Origin of the sequence: Methylotenera mobilis JLW8 (assembly GCF_000023705.1) — a bacterium.
GTDB lineage: Bacteria > Pseudomonadota > Gammaproteobacteria > Burkholderiales > Methylophilaceae > Methylotenera > Methylotenera mobilis.
The window spans coordinates 2,144,004-2,165,789 of record NC_012968.1 but is presented as its reverse complement, the minus strand read 5'-3'; the positions used below and the strand labels follow the sequence as shown (position 1 = coordinate 2,165,789).

Below are 21,786 nucleotides of genomic sequence, written 5' to 3'. Positions count from 1 at the left end.
CCTTAGTTTTCTGGTTGGTTGCTTGGTAGTGTTAATTTGTATTATTTACATTAATGTAAATTAAAATTGTAAATAATACAAATTAAATATAGTGTGATTGAACGTTTGGAATGCGCTGTCTTATGCAACCTTTTGCGCACAAATGCGCTGTAGCATAGCTGGCCTAGGCTCTAGTACTTCACCTTGTTCAAAAGCAAGCACCTTAAGCAGTGGTGAGTAGATGTTGAGTAGTTCATCCGGCATTAACAGAAAGTCGGGGTTGCTAGGTTTGCCAAAGCGCTCGTTGCCTTGCATAAAGGTTTCATAAATCAGTATACCGCCCGGTTTGAGCAAGCTAGCAAGTGTGGAAAGTAGTGGTCTATGTAAGTAGCGGCTAACGATAATGCCGTCATAGCTGTACTCAAATGTTGGCGGCTCAGCAGTTTCCAAGTCTATTGTCGTGATGCGTATGCCATCAATGCCTTGCATGCTGGAAGTGACAGTCGGGTCGCGGTCTAGCGCATGTACCTGGTAGCCTTGCTGTGCCAGCCATTTGGCATGCCGCCCACTGCCGCATGCCAAGTCTAATACTAGCCCTTGGCTTTTGATAAGCGGTGCAAATTTCACTATCCATGATGAAGCAGGTTCTAGCATGTTGAGCCTTTTTTGGGTGAGGTTATCAGATTGCTATTTTATAGAGGTGTATCGTGCATGTGATATTTAATGCGTTATTTAGTCTTGTTGGGGATTTAATCCGATAGAATCAAGCAACTCGTAGATTAAACAGTCTGTATAAGGTGCCAAGGTAAAGCATGCGTAAATTTATAATGATAGTGTTGGCAGTGTGGTCTAGTCTGGCGCAAGCTGAGTGGACCATGATACAAACTAACGATAATGGCAATATGTATATTGATTTTGGTTCGGTACAGCGGACCGCCGGTTTGGTCACGGTGTCCACCTTGAGCGACTATTATGTGCAGCAGGCGAAAGGTGAGCTATCGTCGCAGTGGCTGGAGCTGCATGACTGCAAAAATAAGAAATTTAAAGCGCTCTCAATTCAATACTATGCGGACAATATGGCAAAAGGTGCTGTGTTAACAACTTACCGTCTGCCAGAGGCAGAGACTGGCTGGTCAGATGTGGTGCCTTATAGCATAGGGGAGCTTAAAGCTAACGTAATATGTAGTCGTTAGCGTTCATCTATTTTCCATCCGAGTGCTTGCGCACAGCTAATTAAAAATCCCCCCATGCTAGTTGCATGGCTGCAATTGCAGTTAAGGCGGCGGTTTCTGTACGTAAAATGCGTGGCCCCAATACAATCGATTGGAAATTATGTGCAGTAGCTAAGTCAATTTCTTCCTGACTTAACCCGCCTTCCGCCCCGATCAATAGCTGAATTTCACCCGTAGGTTTGGCAATTTCGTTCAAGCGCACAGCACCAATTGGGTTGAGTAAAATGCGTGTGTTATTAGCTGCAGGATTATTACCTAGCCACTGTTCAAGTGATATAGGGGTAAGTACCTTGGGTACATAGGCGCGGCCGGATTGCTCGCACGCCGAGATGGCAATATTTTGCCAGTGTTCAGTGCGTTTTTCTGCGCGTTCACCAGATAGTTTGACTACACTACGTTTGCTGGAAATGGGCTGGATGCTTTTTACGCCCAGCTCTACCGCTTTTTGAATGGTAAAGTCCATCCTATCGCCACTGGAAATTGCTTGCACCAAGGTGATGTTGAGCGGGGATTCGTTATGCACTGCGGTGGCGCCATTTACCATTGCCGTCACGCTATTTTTCTTGATCTCGGTTAATGTGCAGTTGTAATTGACACCATCACCGTTGAACAAAATCGCATCATCACCCACGCTTAGGCGTAGTGCGCGGGTTGCATGCGCGGCCGCACTTTCGGAGAGTAAAACCGATGCACCAAGTGCTAGAGGTGAGTGGGTGTAAAAGCGCAAATTAGCCATAGACGCGGGCGACTCCAAAAGTAAAGCAAACGGTAAAACAAAAGTGATAATATAAACGTTAACGTTGTCACAGTAATAAGTATAACGAAATAAGGAGAATAAAATGGTTAGCTTAAACCCCCCAGTCTGTAATTTTGGTCAGCCAGCGGTAGATTTCGATTTATTAGGGGTGGATGGCAAGCGATACACGTTAGCAAATAGCGCAGGTAAAAACGGCTTGCTAGTGATGTTTATCTGTAACCACTGTCCTTATGTAAAGGCAATTAAGACTCGTCTGGTTGATGATTGCCGCGAGCTTTTGCAATATGGCATCAACACGATTGCGATTCAGAGTAATGATACGGAGAACTATCCTGAGGACTCATTTGAACGCATGATGGAAGAGGCTAAATTATTTAACTTTCCATTCCCTTATGTGCTGGATGAAACGCAGGAAGTGGCTAAAGCCTATGGTGCGGTATGTACTCCGGATTTCTTTGGTTTTAATGCAGATTTGGAGCTGCAATATCGTGGGCGCTTTGATGCCGCTGGCCGCCGTCAGTCGGAGGAGAATCATCCTAGGGATTTATTTAACGCAATGAAACTGATTGCAGAAACCGGTGAGGGGCCTAAAGAGCAAATCGCCAGTATCGGCTGTAGCATTAAGTGGTTTCCGCAGGAGTCTATTTAACCATTGGTGATGAGTCAGCGTGTTAAGCCTAAATACTCACCAAAGTGCTAACCAAAGTGTTAAGACAAAATGTTGTTGATTACATCTCGCCTGAGGCTGTCGTCACGCTAGATGGGTTGTTTCATGAGCGTGTCAGGCGCTCGTCGCAGTGTGTCGCTTATCGCTACTTTGATGAGGGGTTGGGTGAGTGGCGCGAGATGACATGGTTGTCCATCATGCAGCAGGTAGTGCGCTGGCAACAGGCTTTGCTGGCTGAGCATTTGGCAGTTGGTGACCGCGTTGCCATTATGCTCAAGAACTGCCCCAGTTGGGTCGCGTTTGACCAGGCTGCCTTGGGGTTGGGTTTGGTCACCGTGCCGCTTTATGTGTCAGACCGTGCTGAAAATATTGCGCATGTGCTGCAGGATTCAGGCGCAAAATTATTACTGGTGAATAGTGTCGGCGATTGGCAGGCGGTTCATGCGCTGGGTGTAGATTTTAAGCATTTACAGCGTGTGGTGAGTTGTCAGCCATTGCCTGCGGGTGAAGATGATGCTTGTATGCGCGGGCTGGATGCATGGCTGCCGCCTGCTGATGTGCAGGGTGAGTTGCAGCATCGCGTGGCAGACGCCGATGCACTGGCGACCATTATTTACACGTCAGGCACTACTGGCAAACCCAAGGGGGTGATGCTCACACATCGTAACTTGATGTGTAATGCTTGGGATTCGTTAAGCTACTTTGCCGTTTACCCACATGACGTGTTTCTCTCTTTCCTGCCGTTGTCGCATGCGCTGGAGCGGATGGCTGGTTACTGTTTGCCCATGATGTCTGGCGCCAGCGTCGCGTTTGCGCGCTCGGTGCAGCAGTTGCAGGACGATTTGCTTAAAGTGCGCCCCACTATTATCGTCACCGTGCCGCGTATCTTTGAACGGATTCAGTTGGCGTTACGTAATAAGTTGGAGGCTGGGCCGGCCTATGCGTCGCGCCTGTTTGCGCTGGCAGTGAAAATTGGATATAGCCGTTTTGACTACGCGCAAGGGCGGGCAAAGTGGCAATGGCTGCATTTGTGTTGGCCCATCTTAAAGTGCCTGGTGGCTAATAAATTGCAGGCACGTTTAGGCGGCCGTTTGCGTTTGGCGGTGGCAGGTGGTGCGGCATTGTCAGCCGATAGTGCGCGTACTTTTATCGGCTTGGGTGTGCCCATTGTGCAGGGTTATGGCCTAACGGAAACTAGCCCGGTGATTAGCGTCAATAAGGCGGAAGATAATGTACCTAGCAGCGTAGGGCATGCTTTGCCCCGCGTACAGGTGCGTTTGGATGTATCCGGCGGCTTAGAAGTGCGGGGCCCTAGTGTGATGCAGGGTTACTGGAATAATGTAGATGCAAACGAAGCCATATTTACCGCTGATGGCTGGCTAAAAACCGGGGATGTCGCCAGCATTGATTATACTGGCCGCAATACTGACAGACCCTTTGTTTGAGCAGGTGATGTTGGTAGGTGAGGGTAAGCCGTATTTAGGGTTGTTAGCGGTGGTGAATCAGGATGGGTGGCTGGAGCTGGCGCAAAAGCATGGTTTGCCTAGTGATTGGCCGGTGGTGTTGGAGTGCCGTGAGGCGCGTGCTTTTGCCCTTGTGCGTATAGCGGCGCAGATGAAGTCTTTTCCTGGCTATGCAAAAGTGAGGCGGGTCGCGTTGTTGCCGTTGCCGTGGACTGTAGAGAATGGCCTGCTGACACCTACTTTAAAAATTAAACGCCACCTTATTTTGCAGCAATATGCTGCGCATTACCAAAAGCTCTATGAAGGCTTTTAAGCTGTAGCCTGCTGGAGGCATGCTTGGTGTATGGTGTGTCGCTATATTTTGGGTGGAAATTTTAAGTTGATATTACGAGAATAAAGGATAAATTGTGACGCAGACCGAACATAAAAAATTACGCTGGGGCATACTGGGTGCTGCGCGTGTGAACGAGCGTTTGCTGCCGGCGATTGTGGAGGCACCTAACGCCCAGTTGGTTGCTATTGCTAGTCGCCGTGCTGGCGCGGCCAATGCTACCTTGCAGAAGTATGCGCCGTGTCATATGAGCCAAGTACAATGTTATGACGACATGGATGCACTGATTAACGATGCTAATGTTGAGGCTGTTTACTGCCCGATGGCTAATAATGAGCATGCCGAATGGGCGCTCAAGGCAATCAATGCCGGTAAGCATGTGTTGATAGAAAAGCCGATGGCGCTGACTGTTGCAGACATAGAGGCTATTGAACAAGCGGCACTTAAGCATGGCGTGAAAGTGATGGAGGGGTTTATGTATCGCTTCCATCCGCAACATGCGCGTATTCAGGAGATTGTGGCATCTGGCTTGATTGGCGATGTGCTGTCGGCGCGCGCCAGTTATTCATTCTTAATGCGTGAGGCGCGAATGTATCGGGTAGCCGGTAGCGTGGCGCAAGGTGGCGGCGCGATGTGGGATATCGGTCCTTATGCGATTCACTCATTACGCTGGGTGATGGGCTTGGGCGTTGGTGTGAATCAGGTACAGCCGCTAGAACCGCAGTCAGTGATTGCGCACGCTAAATTAAACGCAGCAGGTGCAGACATTGTGACCAGTGGTGTGCTGGATTTTGGCCGCGATGCAGAAGGTCGTGCGTTATTTGGTCATTTTGACGTGAGTTTTGAGCGTTCACGTAAGTCAGAGTATGAAATTATTGGCACTAAAGGCTGGGTGAAATGCCATGCAGCATGGGTGTTTCAGAATGACGTGCCAGTTGTGTCGTGGGCAACTGAAGATGGTAAGTATGCCGAAGAGCGCTTTGCGCCTAGTAACCACTTTAATTTGGAAATTGAGCATTTCAATGACTGTGTACTCAATAATAAGCCTACGCACTTAACGTTTGCCGATGCTAAAGCGAACTGCAAAGCCATCGAGGCGGTGTTGGCGTCAGTTGCATCTCAGCGTCTGGTTAAGGTCGATTAAATTCGGAGGCATTTAGGCGATATTTTGAAAGTGGCGCGTTGTTGAAACTCGCCACTTTTCTTACGTTCTACTTGCCGAAAAAAGCTATCTAAGCAATAATTTAGCTTTCACGGAAAAGCAGTGGATTTTGCTGTTTTTTTGAAAACTTCAATTAAGGTTTATGAGGTTTCGCGCAAAACGCTATCTTTATAAGTCCTCAAGTACTAATCATTAGGGAGAAAACAATGGCAACACGTAAAGACCTAGCTAATGCAATTCGTGCGTTATCTATGGATGCAGTGCAAAAAGCTAACTCAGGCCACCCAGGTGCGCCTATGGGCATGGCTGAAATCGCAGAAGTATTGTGGAATCACCACTTGCGTCACAATCCAACAAATCCAAACTGGGCTGATCGTGACCGCTTTGTGCTCTCTAACGGCCACGGTTCAATGTTGATCTACTCCTTGTTACATCTAACAGGTTACGACCTACCGATGGATGAAATCAAAACATTCCGTCAATTGCACTCAAAATGTGCTGGTCACCCAGAGTACAGCTATGCACCAGGCATTGAAACAACCACAGGTCCATTAGGTCAAGGTATCACCAACGCAGTTGGTTTCGCAATGGCGGAAAAACTATTGGCTGACCAATTCAACAAACCAGGTCACGACATCGTTGACCACTACACATACTGCTTCCTAGGTGACGGCTGTATGATGGAAGGTGTATCACACGAAGCTTGTGCTTTAGCTGGCACATGGGGCTTGGGTAAATTGGTTGCTTTCTGGGATGACAACGGTATTTCTATCGACGGTCACATCGAAGGCTGGTACACAGACGACACAGCTAAACGCTTTGAAGCTTACGGCTGGCACGTTCAATCAGTTGATGGTCACGATTCTGCTGCAATCGACGCAGCTGTTAAAGCAGCTAAAGCTGTTACAGATAAACCATCATTGATCTGCTGTAAAACTATCATCGGCATGGGTTCACCAAACAAATCTGGTTCACATGACTGCCACGGTTCTGCATTAGGTTTAGAAGAAGTTGCTGCTACTCGCGCTAACATCGGCTGGCCACATGAGCCGTTTGTTATTCCTGCTGACGTTTACGCTGGCTGGGATCAAAAAGCTAAAGGCGCATCAACAGAAGCTGCTTGGAACGAAAAATTTGCTGCATACGCAGCTGCATTCCCAGCAGAAGCTGCAGAGTTCAAACGTCGTATGGCGGGTGACTTGCCAGCTAACTGGAAAGAAGCAACTGATGCATTCATCGCTGCTACTAACGAAAAAGCAGAAGGCGTTGCAACACGTAAAGCTTCACAAAATGCAATTACTGCACTAGCTCCATTATTGCCAGAGTTCTTGGGCGGTTCTGCTGACTTGACAGGTTCTAACCTGACGGCAGCTGCTAGCTTCAAACACGTATCTGGTAAAGAGCCAGGTAACTACATCTCTTACGGTGTACGTGAGTTCGGTATGTACGCAATCATGAACGGTATGGCATTGCATGGTGGTTTGATTCCATTCGGCGGTACATTCCACATGTTCTCTGACTATGCGAAGAGCGCATTACGTATGGCTGCATTGATGAAACAACGCACTATCGCTGTTTTATCACATGACTCTATCGGTCAAGGTGAAGATGGTCCTACTCACCAACCAATCGAAAACACATCAGGTTTACGTTACATTCCTAACATGGATGTATGGCGTCCTGCTGACTCAGTAGAAACTGCAATCTCTTGGGTTGCTGCTGTTGAGCGTAAAGATGGTCCATCAAGCTTGGTATTAAGCCGTCAAAACGTGCCTGGTATCAAACATGATGCTAAAGACTTTGACCTAATCCGTAAGGGTGGTTATGTGTTCTCAGACGTTGCTGGTAAAGCTGACGTAATCATCATCGCTAACGGTTCAGAGTTAGATTTGGCGATTAAAGCTGCTGCTGAGTTGAACGCTGCTGGTACTAAAGTACGTGTAGTTTCAATGCCATCAACTAACGTGTTCGATCGTCAAGATCAAGCATACAAAGACAGCGTATTAACTGCTGGCGTTAAACGTGTTGCGGTGGAAGCTGCTCACCCAGACTTCTGGCGTAAATATGTAGGTTTAGAAGGTGCTGTAGTTGGTATCGCTACATTCGGCGAATCAGCACCTGGTGGTGTATTGATGAAGCACTTCGGCTTCACAGTTGAAAACGTAGTTGCAACTGTTAAATCGGTGCTTTAATACACTACTACTGACCAAGCCCAATCAGTTTTTAAGTTTGGTCAGTTAGTTTTTAAAAGGCACCTCAAGTTTGGGGTGCCTTAATTTTTTTTATAGAGCTGGTGTTTGGTAGCGGATGCCTAGCTTTAAGTAGTAGATGAATTTAAGCTGTGTATGCTTTAAACTGGCTTACAGTTAATTGAAAATATTTAGGAATTATCATGGCAATTCGAGTGGCAATTAATGGTTATGGTCGTATTGGACGCATGGTATTGCGTGCTTTATATGAGTCAGGTCGCAAGGATATTGAAATTATCGCGATCAACAGTTCAGGCGGGGATGCGGAAGAGAATGCCCATCTGACACGTTATGACAGTGCACACGGCAGATTCCCATTTGATGTTGGTGTTGATGGCGATGCCATGATTATCAATAGCCATAAAATTAGAACATTTTCAACGCGTAACCCAGCTGAGCTGCCATGGCGTGATTTAGGTATTGATGTGGTACTGGAGTGTACCGGCGCCTTCAATAGCAAAGCCAAAGCGCAAGCACATATTGATGCAGGTGCGAAAAAAGTATTGTTATCAGCGCCTGGCGAAAAAGATATCGACGCAACCGTTGTTTATGGCGTGAACCATCACGTCATCAAAGCTGAGCACACTGTGATCTCGAATGCTTCTTGCACGACTAACGGCCTAGCACCGATGGTGTTGCCATTGCATCAGAAAATCGGTATCGAGAATGGTTTGATGAATACTATTCACTCTTTTACCAATGACCAAGTGCTGACTGATGCACACCATAAAGATATGCGTCGCGCACGTTCTGCAACGACTTCATTGATTCCAACTAAAACAGGTGCCGCAGCAGCGGTAGGTTTGGTATTACCAGAGCTGAACGGCAAATTAGATGGTTTCGCGATTCGCGTACCAACCATCAACGTGTCGCTGGTAGATTTAACATTTACCCCATCACGTCCAACCACCAAAGAAGAAGTAAACCACATCATGCACGAAGCGGCTAATAGCAGCGCGCTGAAAGGCATTTTGTCTTATAACGAGGCACCATTGGTTTCTGTGGATTACAACCACACTGATTTCTCATCTAACTTTGATGCAACTTTAACCAAAGTGACCAAAGACGGCATGCTGGTTAAAGTGTGCGCATGGTATGACAACGAGTGGGGCTTTAGCTGCCGTATGTTAGATAACGTTGCTGCTATGATGGCTGCTAAATAAGGAGATTTGTCATGAACGTGATCAAAATGACAGATCTGGATTTAAACGGCAAACGTGTATTAATCCGTGCCGACCTGAACGTACCTGTGGCTGACGGTAAAGTGACTTCAGATGCGCGTATTACAGCGTCCATGGCAACCATTGAGTTTGCCATGAATGCGGGTGCTAAAGTGATGGTTACTTCACATTTGGGTCGCCCGGAAGAGGGCGTTTACTCCGCAGAAAACTCATTGCAGCCAGTGGTGGATGTGATTTCCGCCAAGTTGGCAAAACCTGTACGCCTGATTAAAGATTGGGTAGACGGTGGCTTTGAGGTGGCGGCGGGTGAGCTGGTAGTGCTGGAAAACTGTCGCTTTAACAAAGGCGAAAAGAAAAGCAGTGATGAATTGTCACAAAAATATGCCAAGCTATGCGATATTTTCGTGATGGACGCTTTTGGCACGGCACATCGTGCTGAAGCGAGTACGCATGGTGTGGCAAAATTTGCACCGGTGGCAGCAGCTGGCATATTATTAGTGAATGAGCTCGAAGCTCTGACTAAGGCATTGTTAAGCCCGGCACGCCCGATGGTGGCAATTGTTGGTGGCAGTAAAGTTTCAACCAAGCTAACTGTGCTGGAGAGCTTGTCTGAAAAAGTAGACCAGTTGGTCGTGGGCGGTGGCATTGCCAATACTTTCTTAAAAGCCTCTGGTTTAGAGGTAGGTAAATCATTGTGTGAAGATGATTTAGCACCAGTAGCACGCACCTTAATGGACAAAATGTCCCAAAGAGGCGCAGATGTACCAGTTGCAGTAGATGTAGTCTGTGCCAAAAAGTTTGATGCAAACGAGCCAGCAGTCAAGAAAGACGTAGCTGACGTGGCTACAGATGATATGATTTTCGATATTGGCGCGAAATCTGCTAATGAATTAGCTGAGATCATTAAAAACGCAGGCACTGTGGTATGGAATGGTCCTGTTGGCGTGTTTGAGTTTGACCAGTTCGGCGAAGGTACTAAAACCATTGCAGATGCGATTGCCAATACAAAAGCGTTTACCTTGGCTGGTGGTGGCGACACGATTGCCGCTATTCAGAAATATGGTATTGAAAGCAAAGTGGATTATATTTCGACCGCGGGTGGTGCATTCCTAGAGTTTTTAGAAGGCAAGAAATTGCCTGCAGTTGAGATTTTGGAGTTGCGTGCTAAAAGTTAACTAGCCCTAACCTTTAGTGCTATACGGTAATACTTTTAAAATGGGGCTATATGCCCCATTTTTATTTTGCGATTGTTATTTTTCGAGAAAATAAGGTAACAGTTTGACACTACGTAAAACAAAGATAGTCGCGACATTAGGCCCATCTTCTACCAGCGAAGAGATGCTGGCACGCCTGATCACCGCAGGGGTTAATGTTGTGCGTTTGAATTTTTCGCACGGTAACGCGGAAGAGCACATTAAGCGTGCTGAAATTGTTCGTAATATTGCTGTTAAGTTGGGGCGGCCGGTTGGTGTACTGTGTGATTTGCAAGGCCCTAAAATCCGCATTGGTAGATTTGAACTCGGTAAAATCACGCTCAAGACCGGCGATATCTTTATCCTGGATGCTGACTGCGAGTTAGGCGACCAATATCACGTTGGCTTAGACTACAAAGCGCTACCGCAAGAGGTGGTGGAGAATGCCATCTTGCTGCTGGATGATGGTCGTATCACCATGCAAATTAACCGTGTAAAGGGTAACCAGATTCATTGCGTGGTACTGAGCGGCGGCGTGCTGTCTAACAATAAAGGGATTAACCTGCAAGGCGGTGGCTTGTCGGCGGACGCTTTAACCAAAAAAGACCGGGAAGACATCAAAACTGCGGTTGCACTAGATGCTGACTATATTGCAATTTCATTTCCAAAATCTGCGCTGGATGTTGAGCTGGCAAGAACGCTGGTGCGCAAGGCTGGCGGCACCGCAAGCATTATCGCCAAGATTGAGCGTGCAGAGGCGATTGCTGACTTAGAAGCCATTATTGATGCCTCTGATGCCATTATGGTAGCGCGTGGTGATTTGGGTGTAGAGGTAGGCGATGCAGCTGTGCCTGGTCTGCAAAAGCGCATGATCCGCATGGCGCGCGCCCAAAATAAATTGGTAATCACAGCGACGCAGATGATGGAGTCTATGATTACCAGCCCCATCCCAACCCGGGCCGAAGTATCTGATGTGGCGAATGCGGTGCTAGATGGTACCGATGCGGTAATGTTATCCGCAGAAACAGCCTCAGGCCAATATCCGTTAGAAACGGTACAAGCAGTGCACCGTGTGGCGCTTGAGGCCGAGAAAGAGTACTTAAGCTACCACCATGCGGAAAAGCTGGATCAGGTGTTTGTTAAAACCGATGAGGCATTGGCCGCTGCGGCGATTTATACCGCACACCATTTGAAGGTCAAAGCCATTGCTGCGCTGACGCAATCCGGCAATGCAGCGCAATGGCTGTCACGTGCTGACGCCGAGGTGCCGATTTACGCCTTGTCGCCAGACAAGTATGCGCGTAGGAAGCTTACATTACACCGCGGTGTGTACCCGTATCCGATTGAGCAAGCTAGCAAGAACCGAGATGAAATTCTCATGGAGATGGAACAGGTGCTGTTACGGCAGCGTGTGGTCAGCGTGGGTGATCTAGTGTTGCTCACTTTTGGTGAGCCGATTGGTCATCCAGGCGGCACTAATACGCTTAAAATTATAAAAATCGGTGAGCACAGCAAAGACTAAGGCTAGCAATACATCTCGCGCCAATTACTTGCATGACATACCTGGCATTATTGGTGTCGGTTGATGTGGTAGGATGAATTATTCCCGCCATGTTTTTGTGTTGGATCCAGCATTTTAAATTTATCAGAATTAAACACTGCGTTTATAATGTACGCTTAGGTTAATTTACCCATTAATATAGTCATCATCACTCATGAACAATCCTTTATTAGAAACCAGCATTCACAGTTTAAAACGTATCCATCAAGGTAAGGTGCGTGATATTTATGATATCGACGCTAACACGATGTTGCTGGTGAGCACCGATAGGTTGTCTGCATTTGATGTGATTCTGCCCACCGGCATTGCAAATAAAGGCGCAATGCTGACGCAAATGGCTAATTTCTGGTTTGAAAAATTAAAAGATGTCGTGCCTAATCATTTGACTGGTATAGAGCCTACCAGTGTGGTGACTGACCAGGCAGAGAAAGCACAGCTGGCGAACCGCTCTGTGGTGGTGAAAAAACTCAAGGCATTGCCGATAGAGGCAATCGTACGTGGCTATTTGGTTGGTAGTGGCTGGAAAGAATATAAAGCCAAAGGCACAGTATGTGATATTCCACTGCCTGCGGGTTTGCAAGAGGCCTCTAAGTTGCCTGCGCCATTATTTACACCATCCAGCAAAGCGGCGGTGGGCGAGCATGATGAAAATATCAGCTTGGCGCAATGTGCAGCGCTGATTGGTGAAGACATGGCCGCACAGGTGGCAAAAGCTGCTATCGCCTTGTACACACAGGCTGCCGAATATGCGTTGACACGCGGTATTATCATCGCCGATACCAAATTTGAATTTGGTTTAGATGAGAACGGTGTATTGCATGTGATGGATGAAGTGCTAACCCCAGACTCTTCACGCTTCTGGCCTGCAGAGAGTTATATAGTGGGTAAAAACCCGCCAAGTTACGATAAACAATATGTGCGTGACTGGTTGGAAGCTAGCGGCTGGGATAAAACACCGCCAGCACCAGCATTGCCAACCGATGTTGCCAGCAAGACTAGCGAAAAATACATGGAAGCGTTTGAGCGCTTAACTGGTCAGCCATTAAGCATTAAATAAGCGGGGTCTTAAATAAACGCGCCCTTGGCTAACAAGTACAGCCAATATGAGTTACTTTTTAACGTGCTAAAAAAACTTAAATCACTGGCTAAGCAACTCAAGCAGGAGCTAGCTGTTTACCGCTTAGTATTAAAACACCCACAGACGCCTTGGCTGGCTAAATGCCTGCTATGGCTGGCTGTGGGTTATTTATTACTGCCATTTGATTTAATCCCTGACTTTATTCCCATCTTGGGCCAGCTTGACGAACTGGTGATCATTCCCGCTTTACTATACCTTGCCCTGTTGTTAATTCCGCACAGCGTGCTGCAAAGTTGCCGAGAGCAAGTGCAGCAGGCGGTTGCAAGTGAGATTTAAGCGCAATACACTTTGTTACGACTTTTTTCTGTGACTTTATTGCGGGCTTGCTATAATTGCGCCTACAAAATTCATTAGTAGTATTTATATTTAGGAATAGACCATGTCATTAAACCAAGTGCCGACCGGTAAAGATGTCCCTAACGATTTCAATGTGATTATTGAGATTCCTATGCAGGGTGATCCAGTAAAATATGAAGTAGATAAAGAAAGCGGCGCAATTTTTGTTGATCGCTTCATGGGTACAGCGATGCAATACCCAACCAACTATGGTTATGTGCCGCACACCTTGTCTGATGATGGCGATCCAGTTGACGTATTAGTAATGACACCAGTGCCGTTGATTCCTGGTGTGGTAGTGCGCTGCCGTCCATTGGGCGTGCTATTGATGGAAGATGAAGCTGGTTTGGATGCAAAAGTGTTAGCAGTGCCAGTAGACAAAGTTTGTGGTTTATATGGTCATTTGAAATCACATACTGATGTTTCAGAGTGGCGCTTAAACATGATTGCCCACTTCTTTGAGCATTACAAAGATCTAGATAAAGGCAAATGGGTGAAGATTAACGGCTGGGGCGATATCGAAGCAGCTAAAAAAGAAATCTTACAAAGTGTAGAGAACTACAATAACGCACAAGTTAAACCAGCGTTCTAATTAACACTTGGTTGGTTAGTACGGATTTGTTAATAGCAGTTTGTGCGTAAATGAAAAAGGCAGCTTAGGCTGCCTTTTTTGCATTCAGGGTATGGTTTAAATCTTGTTGAGATGAAAACTTAAGCTGTTACCACACCAAAAAGTTTACCTACAATAGCTGTAGCCGCCATCGCCACCACACCCCAAAATGCAACACGTGCTACCCCTGCCGTAATATTAGCGCCGCCAGCCTGCGCGGCCAGTCCGCCCAATATTGCCAGAAAGGCAAGCGATGATGCCCCTACATAAATTGCAGTGTCAGCGGCAGGTGCCAGATAGGTGACTAAGAGTGGTAACACCGCGCCGACGGCGAAGGTTGCGGCAGAGGCGAGTGCCGCCTGCAGTGGGCGTGCGTTCATCGTGTCGGTAATGCCCAATTCGTCTCTAGCGTGTGCGCCTAGTGCATCGTGGTGGGTAAGTTGCACGGCAACCTGATGAGCCAACTCCGGAGTTAAGCCGCGGTTGATATAAATGCCGGTAAGCTCTTTCAGTTCGCTTTCATGATCACTCGCCAGTTCTAAGCGCTCACGTGCCAGGTCTGCGGCCTCGGTGTCGGCTTGTGAGCTCACAGAAACATATTCACCGGCTGCCATCGACATGGAGCCAGAAACCAAGCAAGCAATACCTGTAATCAGGATGCTGCCGTTGGAAACACCAGCGGAGGCAACGCCTATAATTAGGCTGGCGGTTGAAATAATGCCGTCATTCGCACCCAGTACTGCAGCACGTAGCCATCCGATACGATGTGAGCGGTGAAATTCAGAGTGTCGCATGTAGACTCTTTGCTAAAAGTTAAACGTAATGTGATTGTATAACGTAAGTATGCTGATTTTTAAGTGGCGGTGGTTATTGCCCTCTGGCTAGTGGTGCGCAAGTAACTACACTTGGTGCTGAGCTAACAAAAGGGCGGCCTAAGCCGCCTAGTGTAGGTTGCGTAACGCTACTTTATAGTAAAGGCACTATCAGTAAGGCCACGATATTGATGATTTTAATCAATGGGTTGACGGCAGGTCCTGCGGTATCTTTGTACGGGTCACCCACGGTGTCGCCAGTCACAGCGGCTTTGTGAGCATCGGAGCCTTTGCCGCCATGATTGCCATCTTCAATATATTTCTTGGCATTGTCCCAAGCGCCGCCACCGGTACACATCGAGATTGCAACAAATAAACCGGTCACAATAGTTCCCATTAGCAAGCCGCCAAGCGCGACAGGGCCAAGTGTTAGGCCAACCACCACTGGCACGGCAACCGGTAAGAGTGAAGGTACCATCATTTCCTTGATAGCAGCCGTGGTCAGCATATCAACAGCTTTGCCGTACTCTGGTTTTGCCGTGCCTTCCATAATACCTTTGATATCACGGAATTGACGGCGCACTTCTTCTACCACTGCACCTGCGGCACGTCCTACCGCTTCCATCGCCATGGCTGCAAACAGGAACGGAATCAAGCCACCAATAAATAAACCGATAATCACCATAGGGTCACTTAAGTCAAATTTGACCGCAATGCCGGCGCCTTCTAGTTTATGGGTGTAGTCTGCAAATAGCACTAACGCCGCTAAACCAGCAGAGCCAATGGCATAGCCTTTGGTCACGGCCTTGGTGGTGTTGCCTACCGCGTCCAATGGGTCGGTAACATCACGCACGCTGCTAGGTAATTCTGCCATTTCCGCAATGCCGCCAGCATTATCGGTAATTGGGCCATAGGCATCTAGCGCCACCACAATGCCTGCCATGCTCAGCATGGCGGTGGCTGCAATAGCAACACCGTATAAGCCAGCTAAATGGTAGGAGGTGTAGATGGCGATACACACTGAAATAACAGGCAAAGCGGTAGACTTCATGGAAATGCCAATGCCAGCAATGATGTTGGTGGCGTGGCCGGTAGTAGAGGCTTGCGCTACGTGCCTAACTGGAGCGTAGTCCGTGCCGGTATAGTACTCGGTAATCCACACTAAGGCGGCGGTTAATACTAAGCCAACGGCACAAGCACCAAATAATTGATTGGCAGAAATGGCTAGCTCGCCAGCAGTCACGCCATTGGGGAACATTTTGGTGGTGACAAAATAAAAGGCAACTAGTGATAGTAAGCCTGCTACCGCCAAGCCTTTATAAAGCGCTGGCATCACGTTTTTCATGCCAGGGGTAGCCTTAACAAAGAAACAGCCAATAATGGATGCCACTATAGAAACAGCACCTAACATCAGCGGGTATATCACGCCATGTGCGCCAGCGTTAGTGAGCAGTAAGCTGCCTAGTACCATCGTTGCAATCAAGGTGACCGCATAGGTCTCAAACAAGTCTGCCGCCATGCCGGCACAGTCGCCCACGTTGTCGCCCACATTGTCGGCAATCACCGCAGGGTTGCGCGGGTCATCCTCAGGGATGCCAGCTTCCACTTTGCCTACTAAGTCAGCGCCAACATCCGCGCCTTTAGTAAAGATGCCGCCACCTAACCGTGCAAAAATTGAGATGAGTGATGAACCAAATGCCAAGCCGATAAGTGGATTCAGGTTGGCGGCGGATTCTCCGCCTAAATACGCATAAAAACCAGTCACGCCTAGTAGGCCTAAGCCAACCACCAGCATGCCAGTGATAGCGCCACCGTTAAAGGCTACATTAAGCGCCGGTGCAATACCGTTGGTAGCGGCTTGTGCCGTGCGTACATTGGCTTTGACTGAGACGTTCATGCCAATAAAGCCACAGGCACCGGATAGCACCGCGCCTAACACAAAGCCAATAGCGGTGGAGGCGTTGAGGAATACCCCGATTAAAACGGCAAGAACGATGCCAACGATGGTGATGGTTTTGTATTGACGGGCAAGGTATGCGGCTGCCCCTTGTTGAATGGCACCGGCAATTTCTTGCATGCGAGCATTGCCAGCTGGTAAACCTGTAATCCACTTACTCATTACTGCGCCGTAGAGTACCGCTAATATCGCGGCGCCTATGGCAATCATTAGTTCGACTGACATGACTTCTCCCTATCTAAATTTTTATTAAAACTGCAAAATAAAACTAGCGTGAAAACGAAACTAGGTACTAAATAAAATCAGGTGCAAAACATCTGTTGCAGATAAAGCTTAAGTTGAGGTTTAATGCTCCTTAAAATTTGTAAATAAAATGTAACATAGCTTCATTATTGCACTATTGTGCTGGGTGAACAATAGCAGGCTAGGTGAACAGCAGAGGTGCTGGTAACTTCATGACTGTGCCTTACAATCACAACGCTTGCCTGATTATTTTCTGGCGTTTTTTAGCAGTTTGCTGAGTGAGTCACCCAGCGTGGTGCCAGACAGCTGCAACTCTAGTTTTTGTAGTTGACTCACTGCTTCTGAACTCAATGACTTTGTGGATTTTGGCGTGACTTTCGGCTGAGATTTTGCTTGCACTTTTATACGAATTGCAGTAACTTCGTACCCTTGCTTTTCTAACTGAATCAATAAGCTAGGAATTAAAAGCTTAATTTTTGCAGCCACCGCGTTGTTGTTTGCATATACGGTAAATTGATTGTTTTTGATGCTGCTGACATGGCTATGATTAGCCAAGCCATCAGGCGCAATTTCCGTCCAAATTTTTTGCGATGCCTGTGCTTCTAGGGTGCGCTGATTGAGCTCGTTTAACTCGGGCTGCTTAAATAATGTATTAAGTCTTTGCATAGTGCTTGATGGTGCCGTCTCGGTAGTTCTATATTGATAGTACTGTTATGGTTTGCTGGCAAGGATGAGGGGTAGTATGAATATCATTTTGGTCTCAAATAATATGGCGAAAGCCAAAACGCTTTCTATACTGCAAATCGGTATGATCGTGTTTGCACTGGTAACGTTGCCTATCCTGTTTATGCTTATGTTCATTGTGCCACAGGAGCCTTCTGCACAGAAGGGTGTAAAGTCACTGATTCCACATCATTTACGCTTTTCTTTCAACAACCCACAAAAACATTTAGATGCCTACGCGGTACAGTTGGGTGAAATGCAGGCACGTATGATGCGCTTAGATGCGCAGAGCGAGCGTTTGGCCAGGTTGGCGGGCGATAAAAAGGCGGCACAGACGCAGAATAGTAAAGCAGAACCTAACCTTGCCCCTAAGCCAAACTATTCACCAACCTCCAGCCTTGAGCCTGCACTTGCCAACCCTGTGGCCAACACAGCACTTGGTGCCAACCAGGGCGGACCGTTAGTGCAAAGTGCACCGTTATCCGAGGTGGAGTTGCAAAGCAAGATTGCCGAGTTGATGACGAAAATCGAGCTCAAAACCGAATATTTAAGTGATATAGAAGCTAAACTGCTGCAGCAAAGCGTGTTAAAAAACACCTTGCCCAACAGCAGCCCGGTAAATGCCGCGTTTAATTCGTCTAGTTTTGGCTGGCGTTTAGACCCGTTTAACGGCAGCAAAGCTTTTCATGAGGGTTTAGACTTTACCGCCGCAACTGGCACTGCGATTTATGCGGCAGCTGGCGGCATTGTGTCTACGGCTGAGCAGACGCCCGACTATGGTAAAATCGTCAAGATTGACCATGGCTCTGGCTTAGAGACACGCTACGCCCATGCCTCCAAGCTACTAGTGAGCGTAGGCCAGCGCGTGGCAAAAGGGCAGGTGATTGCCGAGGTGGGGAGCACTGGGCGCTCGACCGGGCCGCATCTGCATTATGAGATCAGGCTGAACGGTAACCCCCTAGATCCAAGAAAATACCTGAGTGCATCGCGCTAACACTTGAAATAATCAAAATAAACCCCATTTAATTCCTAATGATTTATTACCTGTCAGGCATTTCGAGTTTACAATCTCACACTTAATTTCAATCTTTACTCAATTTAAAGTTGTTTATCCTCTAGCGGAAAGTATTTCATTTCATGATATCTACGTTGTTCAAAAAATTATTCGGTAGCCGTAACGACAGGCTGGTTAAGCAATATGCACAGAAAGTAGAACAAATTAATGCATTAGAGCCTGCAATGCAGGCCTTGAGTGATGATGGCCTACGCGCGAAAACAGAGGAATTTAAGCAGCGTTTTGCCAATGGCGAATCTTTGGATAGTTTACTGCCGGAAGCGTTTGCCGTAGTGCGCGAAGGTGGCCGCCGTGCCCTAGGCATGCGCCACTTTGATGTGCAGTTGATCGGCGGTATGGTACTGAACGCGGGTAAGATTTCCGAGATGCGTACCGGTGAGGGTAAAACTCTGGTGGCAACATTGCCTACTTACCTAAACGCGATTACCGGTAGGGGCGTACACGTGATTACCGTGAACGATTACCTAGCAAAGCGCGACGCGGAGTGGATGGGTAAGCTTTACAACTTTTTAGGTTTATCGATAGGTATCAACTTATCGCAAATGCCGAATGAAGCGAAACGTGCAGCTTATGCAGCGGATATTACTTATGGTACCAACAACGAATTTGGTTTCGACTACCTGCGCGACAACATGGTTTACAGCCGTGAGGAGCGTGTGCAGCGCGGGTTGAGTTATGCCTTAATTGATGAGGTGGACTCGATTCTGATTGACGAGGCTCGCACCCCGCTGATTATTTCAGGTCAAGCGGATGATAGCGTTGCACTTTATACACAAATCAATGAAGTCGCCGCTAAGCTGGTCCCACAAAAAGAAGAAGAGGGCGAAGGCGACTTCTGGGTGGATGAAAAAGCACAGAATGTTGTGATGTCTGAACAAGGGCATGAGCACGCTGAAGCGATATTGGCAGAGGCTGGCTTGCTGGCTGAGGGCTCAAGCTTATACGAGGCCTCTAATATTACCTTAGTGCATCACTTGTACGCTTCGTTACGTGCACGTAACCTTTACCATCGCGATCAGCACTATGTCGTGCGTGATGGCGAGATTGTGATTGTGGATGAATTCACTGGTCGTATGATGGCAGGTCGCCGCTGGTCTGATGGTTTGCATCAGGCAGTTGAGGCAAAAGAAGGCGTGGAAATTCAAAAAGAGAACCAAACACTGGCCTCGATTACTTTCCAAAACTACTTCCGTATGTACAGCAAGCTTTCTGGCATGACCGGTACTGCCGATACCGAAGCTTACGAATTTAACCAGATTTATGGTTTAGAAACCGTGGTTATCCCTACGCATCGCGCTATGCAGCGTAAAGACGCGATGGATAAAGTGTATAGAACCTCTCGTGAGAAATACGAGGCTGTGATCTTAGATATCAAGGATTGCCAAAGCCGCGGCCAGCCAGTGTTGGTAGGTACTACTTCGATTGAGAACTCTGAGTTGATTTCGAAATTGCTGACGGAAGCTAAGCTGGAGCATCAAGTATTGAATGCAAAACAGCACGAGCGCGAGGCGCACATTATTGTGCAGGCTGGTCGTCCTGGTGTGATTACTATCGCTACCAACATGGCGGGTCGTGGTACCGACATCGTATTGGGCGGTAACCCTGAGCCGGAAATCGCTGCAGTGCATGACGATGCCTCATTGACCGATGCGCAGAAAGAAAGCCGCATCGCTGAAATTAAAGCGGATTGGCAGCAAGTGCATGCTGCGGTACTGGCTGCTGGCGGTTTACATATTGTGGGTACCGAGCGCCATGAATCACGCCGCGTAGATAATCAGCTGCGTGGACGTTCAGGCCGCCAAGGTGACGTGGGTTCTAGCCGCTTCTATCTGTCTTTAGAAGACCAGCTATTAAGAATTTTTGCTTCTGATCGCGTGTCAGCGATTATGGGTAAGCTGAATATGCCGGATGGTGAAGCGATTGAGCACCCTTGGGTCACGCGTGCGATTGAAAACGCACAGCGTAAGGTAGAAGGCCGTAACTTTGATATCCGTAAACAGTTATTAGAGTTTGATGATGTATCTAATGACCAGCGTAAGGTGATCTACGAGCAACGTAATGAGTTGTTGGAAGCAGTTGACGTAGGTGATACGGTGAAAGCCATGCGTGAAGATGTCATCATGAATATGGTGGCTACCCATATCCCGCCAGACAGCGTGGAAGAGTTGTGGGATGTGCCGGCGCTGGAGCGTGAGTTGAAAGCTGACCTTGGTTTGGAAATCGGACTGCAAAAAATGCTGGAAGAAAATCCAGACCTGCACGAAGAGACCTTGCGTGAGCGTATCCTTGCTGCGGCCAATGCGGCTTATCAGGCAAAAGAAGAGTTGGCTAGCCCAGATATCTTGCGTCAGTTCGAGCGTTCAGTCATGCTGCAAAGCCTAGATAACCACTGGCGTGAGCATTTGGCTGCGTTAGACCATCTGCGTCAAGGTATTCACTTACGTTCTTATGCGCAAAAAAATCCTAAGCAGGAATATAAACGTGAGGCATTTGAGCTGTTTGCAGGCTTGCTCGATACCATTAAAACAGAAGTGACTAAAGTTACTATGCTGGTACAAGTAAAAACTGAGGCTGATGTGGAAGCGGTGGAGCGTCCGGTTGAAGTGGAAAATGTGCAATACCAGCACGCTGACTACGCGGAAGCTTTGGCAGGTGATGCTGCTGATGACGGTGAGGTGAATGTAGCCGCATCGCAGCCGATAGTACGTGACGGTGTGAAGGTTGGCCGTAATGACTTATGCCCATGTGGTTCTGGCAAGAAATACAAGCAGTGCCACGGTGTACTTAGTTAATAATGTGCTGAGTTAAAGCGTAAAGCGTACCTAGTTAATCAATAGCGTATAAATAAAGAATAGAGTTAGTAATGTCAGACAATACAGTAGAAGTGCAATCCCCTTGTATCGGGGTTTGCAGCATTGACGAAACAAGCGGCTTTTGCAATGGTTGTTACCGTACCATAGCGGAAATCAGAGGCTGGTGGGATATGCAGCCAACTGAGCAGAAGGATCTGCTATCTGTATTGGAAACACGTCAAAGCGAGACGGTTAATTTTGATTAACTAAGATTTAGCATTAGCTCTCTGCCAACGTGGATGCCAGCTTTGAGCTAGCCAATAGT

20 protein-coding genes are annotated in these 21,786 nt (G+C 47.5%); 15 read left to right on the top strand and 5 right to left on the bottom strand.

Annotation, left to right across the window (positions count from 1 at the left end):
* Nucleotides 1-120 precede the first annotated feature (120 nt).
* Nucleotides 121-633: a class I SAM-dependent methyltransferase gene (locus MMOL_RS10070; RefSeq protein WP_015832923.1), complete on the bottom strand. Its 513-nt coding sequence runs from the start codon at nucleotides 631-633 to the stop codon at nucleotides 121-123.
* Nucleotides 634-791: 158 nt separating this feature from the next.
* On the opposite strand from MMOL_RS10070, the gene MMOL_RS10065 reads away from it, so the two are divergent.
* On the top strand, nucleotides 792-1,172 hold the full coding sequence (locus tag MMOL_RS10065) for a surface-adhesin E family protein (RefSeq protein ID WP_015832922.1): 381 nt from the start codon (nucleotides 792-794) through the stop codon (nucleotides 1,170-1,172).
* A gap of 40 nt (nucleotides 1,173-1,212) precedes the next feature.
* Here MMOL_RS10065 and MMOL_RS10060 read toward each other — a convergent pair whose 3' ends face one another.
* On the bottom strand, nucleotides 1,213-1,947 hold the full coding sequence (locus MMOL_RS10060) for a 16S rRNA (uracil(1498)-N(3))-methyltransferase (RefSeq protein WP_015832921.1): 735 nt from the start codon (nucleotides 1,945-1,947) through the stop codon (nucleotides 1,213-1,215).
* Between the two features lie 103 nt (nucleotides 1,948-2,050).
* Here MMOL_RS10060 and MMOL_RS10055 point away from each other — a divergent pair, with 103 nt between their 5' ends.
* From MMOL_RS10055 to ppa, 11 genes are all read left to right on the top strand, one after another.
* Complete coding sequence (locus MMOL_RS10055; RefSeq protein WP_015832920.1) at nucleotides 2,051-2,617, top strand: thioredoxin family protein; 567 nt, start codon at nucleotides 2,051-2,053, stop codon at nucleotides 2,615-2,617.
* A 56-nt stretch (nucleotides 2,618-2,673) separates the two neighbouring features.
* Nucleotides 2,674-4,080 carry an AMP-dependent synthetase/ligase gene (locus MMOL_RS10050; protein WP_337998501.1) on the top strand — a complete coding sequence of 469 codons (1,407 nt, stop codon included), beginning with the start codon at nucleotides 2,674-2,676 and terminating at the stop codon, nucleotides 4,078-4,080.
* Complete coding sequence (locus MMOL_RS12310; RefSeq protein WP_337998500.1) at nucleotides 4,028-4,411, top strand: hypothetical protein; 384 nt, start codon at nucleotides 4,028-4,030, stop codon at nucleotides 4,409-4,411. Before MMOL_RS10050 ends, MMOL_RS12310 begins: the two co-directional genes overlap by 53 nt.
* Nucleotides 4,412-4,505: 94 nt before the next feature.
* The gene (locus MMOL_RS10045; RefSeq protein ID WP_015832919.1) at nucleotides 4,506-5,573 is read left to right on the top strand and encodes a Gfo/Idh/MocA family protein; all 1,068 of its coding nucleotides are present in this window, start codon (nucleotides 4,506-4,508) and stop codon (nucleotides 5,571-5,573) included.
* Nucleotides 5,574-5,797: 224 nt separating this feature from the next.
* Nucleotides 5,798-7,783 carry a transketolase gene (gene tkt / locus MMOL_RS10040; RefSeq protein WP_015832918.1) on the top strand — a complete coding sequence of 662 codons (1,986 nt, stop codon included), beginning with the start codon at nucleotides 5,798-5,800 and terminating at the stop codon, nucleotides 7,781-7,783.
* A gap of 200 nt (nucleotides 7,784-7,983) precedes the next feature.
* Nucleotides 7,984-9,003 carry a type I glyceraldehyde-3-phosphate dehydrogenase gene (gene gap / locus MMOL_RS10035; protein ID WP_015832917.1) on the top strand — a complete coding sequence of 340 codons (1,020 nt, stop codon included), beginning with the start codon at nucleotides 7,984-7,986 and terminating at the stop codon, nucleotides 9,001-9,003.
* A gap of 11 nt (nucleotides 9,004-9,014) precedes the next feature.
* Entirely contained in the window at nucleotides 9,015-10,196 is a 1,182-nt protein-coding gene (locus tag MMOL_RS10030; protein ID WP_015832916.1) for a phosphoglycerate kinase, read from the top strand.
* Nucleotides 10,197-10,299: 103 nt separating this feature from the next.
* On the top strand, nucleotides 10,300-11,736 hold the full coding sequence (pyk, locus tag MMOL_RS10025; protein ID WP_015832915.1) for a pyruvate kinase: 1,437 nt from the start codon (nucleotides 10,300-10,302) through the stop codon (nucleotides 11,734-11,736).
* A 193-nt stretch (nucleotides 11,737-11,929) separates the two neighbouring features.
* Nucleotides 11,930-12,832 (top strand): phosphoribosylaminoimidazolesuccinocarboxamide synthase, encoded by a 903-nt coding sequence (locus MMOL_RS10020; protein ID WP_015832914.1) that lies wholly within the window; start codon nucleotides 11,930-11,932, stop codon nucleotides 12,830-12,832.
* 63 nt (nucleotides 12,833-12,895) lie between these two features.
* Nucleotides 12,896-13,189: a YkvA family protein gene (locus MMOL_RS10015; protein WP_041928855.1), complete on the top strand. Its 294-nt coding sequence runs from the start codon at nucleotides 12,896-12,898 to the stop codon at nucleotides 13,187-13,189.
* A 103-nt stretch (nucleotides 13,190-13,292) separates the two neighbouring features.
* Entirely contained in the window at nucleotides 13,293-13,841 is a 549-nt protein-coding gene (ppa, locus tag MMOL_RS10010) for an inorganic diphosphatase (RefSeq protein WP_015832912.1), read from the top strand.
* Between the two features lie 119 nt (nucleotides 13,842-13,960).
* Here ppa and MMOL_RS10005 read toward each other — a convergent pair whose 3' ends face one another.
* From MMOL_RS10005 to MMOL_RS09995, 3 genes are all read right to left on the bottom strand, one after another.
* Entirely contained in the window at nucleotides 13,961-14,653 is a 693-nt protein-coding gene (locus MMOL_RS10005) for a VIT1/CCC1 transporter family protein (protein ID WP_015832911.1), read from the bottom strand.
* 172 nt (nucleotides 14,654-14,825) lie between these two features.
* Complete coding sequence (locus tag MMOL_RS10000) at nucleotides 14,826-16,853, bottom strand: sodium-translocating pyrophosphatase (RefSeq protein ID WP_015832910.1); 2,028 nt, start codon at nucleotides 16,851-16,853, stop codon at nucleotides 14,826-14,828.
* Between the two features lie 264 nt (nucleotides 16,854-17,117).
* The gene (locus tag MMOL_RS09995) at nucleotides 17,118-17,537 is read right to left on the bottom strand and encodes a DciA family protein (RefSeq protein WP_015832909.1); all 420 of its coding nucleotides are present in this window, start codon (nucleotides 17,535-17,537) and stop codon (nucleotides 17,118-17,120) included.
* A 76-nt stretch (nucleotides 17,538-17,613) separates the two neighbouring features.
* Between MMOL_RS09995 and MMOL_RS09990 the strand changes: the two genes are divergently transcribed.
* The 3 genes from MMOL_RS09990 to MMOL_RS09980 all read left to right on the top strand — a co-directional run bounded on the left by MMOL_RS09990 (nucleotide 17,614) and on the right by MMOL_RS09980 (nucleotide 21,727).
* Nucleotides 17,614-18,588, top strand: a complete 975-nt coding sequence (locus tag MMOL_RS09990) for a M23 family metallopeptidase (protein WP_015832908.1) — start codon at nucleotides 17,614-17,616, stop codon at nucleotides 18,586-18,588.
* A 143-nt stretch (nucleotides 18,589-18,731) separates the two neighbouring features.
* Nucleotides 18,732-21,461, top strand: coding sequence for a preprotein translocase subunit SecA (gene secA, locus MMOL_RS09985; protein ID WP_015832907.1), 2,730 nt, complete (start codon nucleotides 18,732-18,734; stop codon nucleotides 21,459-21,461).
* A 71-nt stretch (nucleotides 21,462-21,532) separates the two neighbouring features.
* Entirely contained in the window at nucleotides 21,533-21,727 is a 195-nt protein-coding gene (locus tag MMOL_RS09980) for a DUF1289 domain-containing protein (RefSeq protein WP_015832906.1), read from the top strand.
* Nucleotides 21,728-21,786 lie beyond the last annotated feature (59 nt).

Excerpts from the sequence above, each read along its gene's own strand:
- gap (WP_015832917.1), top strand. The coding sequence starts at position 7,984 with ATGGCAATTCGAGTGGCAATTAATGGTTATGGTCGTATTGGACGCATG.
- MMOL_RS09990 (WP_015832908.1), top strand. The coding sequence starts at position 17,614 with ATGAATATCATTTTGGTCTCAAATAATATGGCGAAAGCCAAAACGCTT.
- ppa (WP_015832912.1), top strand. The coding sequence starts at position 13,293 with ATGTCATTAAACCAAGTGCCGACCGGTAAAGATGTCCCTAACGATTTC.
- MMOL_RS10005 (WP_015832911.1), bottom strand. The coding sequence starts at position 14,653 with ATGCGACACTCTGAATTTCACCGCTCACATCGTATCGGATGGCTACGT.
- MMOL_RS10030 (WP_015832916.1), top strand. The coding sequence starts at position 9,015 with ATGAACGTGATCAAAATGACAGATCTGGATTTAAACGGCAAACGTGTA.
- secA (WP_015832907.1), top strand. The coding sequence starts at position 18,732 with ATGATATCTACGTTGTTCAAAAAATTATTCGGTAGCCGTAACGACAGG.
- MMOL_RS10020 (WP_015832914.1), top strand. The coding sequence starts at position 11,930 with ATGAACAATCCTTTATTAGAAACCAGCATTCACAGTTTAAAACGTATC.
- MMOL_RS10060 (WP_015832921.1), bottom strand. The coding sequence starts at position 1,947 with ATGGCTAATTTGCGCTTTTACACCCACTCACCTCTAGCACTTGGTGCA.
- MMOL_RS10070 (WP_015832923.1), bottom strand. The coding sequence starts at position 633 with ATGCTAGAACCTGCTTCATCATGGATAGTGAAATTTGCACCGCTTATC.
- MMOL_RS09995 (WP_015832909.1), bottom strand. The coding sequence starts at position 17,537 with ATGCAAAGACTTAATACATTATTTAAGCAGCCCGAGTTAAACGAGCTC.
- MMOL_RS10000 (WP_015832910.1), bottom strand. The coding sequence starts at position 16,853 with ATGTCAGTCGAACTAATGATTGCCATAGGCGCCGCGATATTAGCGGTA.
- MMOL_RS09980 (WP_015832906.1), top strand. The coding sequence starts at position 21,533 with ATGTCAGACAATACAGTAGAAGTGCAATCCCCTTGTATCGGGGTTTGC.
- MMOL_RS12310 (WP_337998500.1), top strand. The coding sequence starts at position 4,028 with ATGTCGCCAGCATTGATTATACTGGCCGCAATACTGACAGACCCTTTG.
- MMOL_RS10055 (WP_015832920.1), top strand. The coding sequence starts at position 2,051 with ATGGTTAGCTTAAACCCCCCAGTCTGTAATTTTGGTCAGCCAGCGGTA.
- MMOL_RS10065 (WP_015832922.1), top strand. The coding sequence starts at position 792 with ATGCGTAAATTTATAATGATAGTGTTGGCAGTGTGGTCTAGTCTGGCG.
- tkt (WP_015832918.1), top strand. The coding sequence starts at position 5,798 with ATGGCAACACGTAAAGACCTAGCTAATGCAATTCGTGCGTTATCTATG.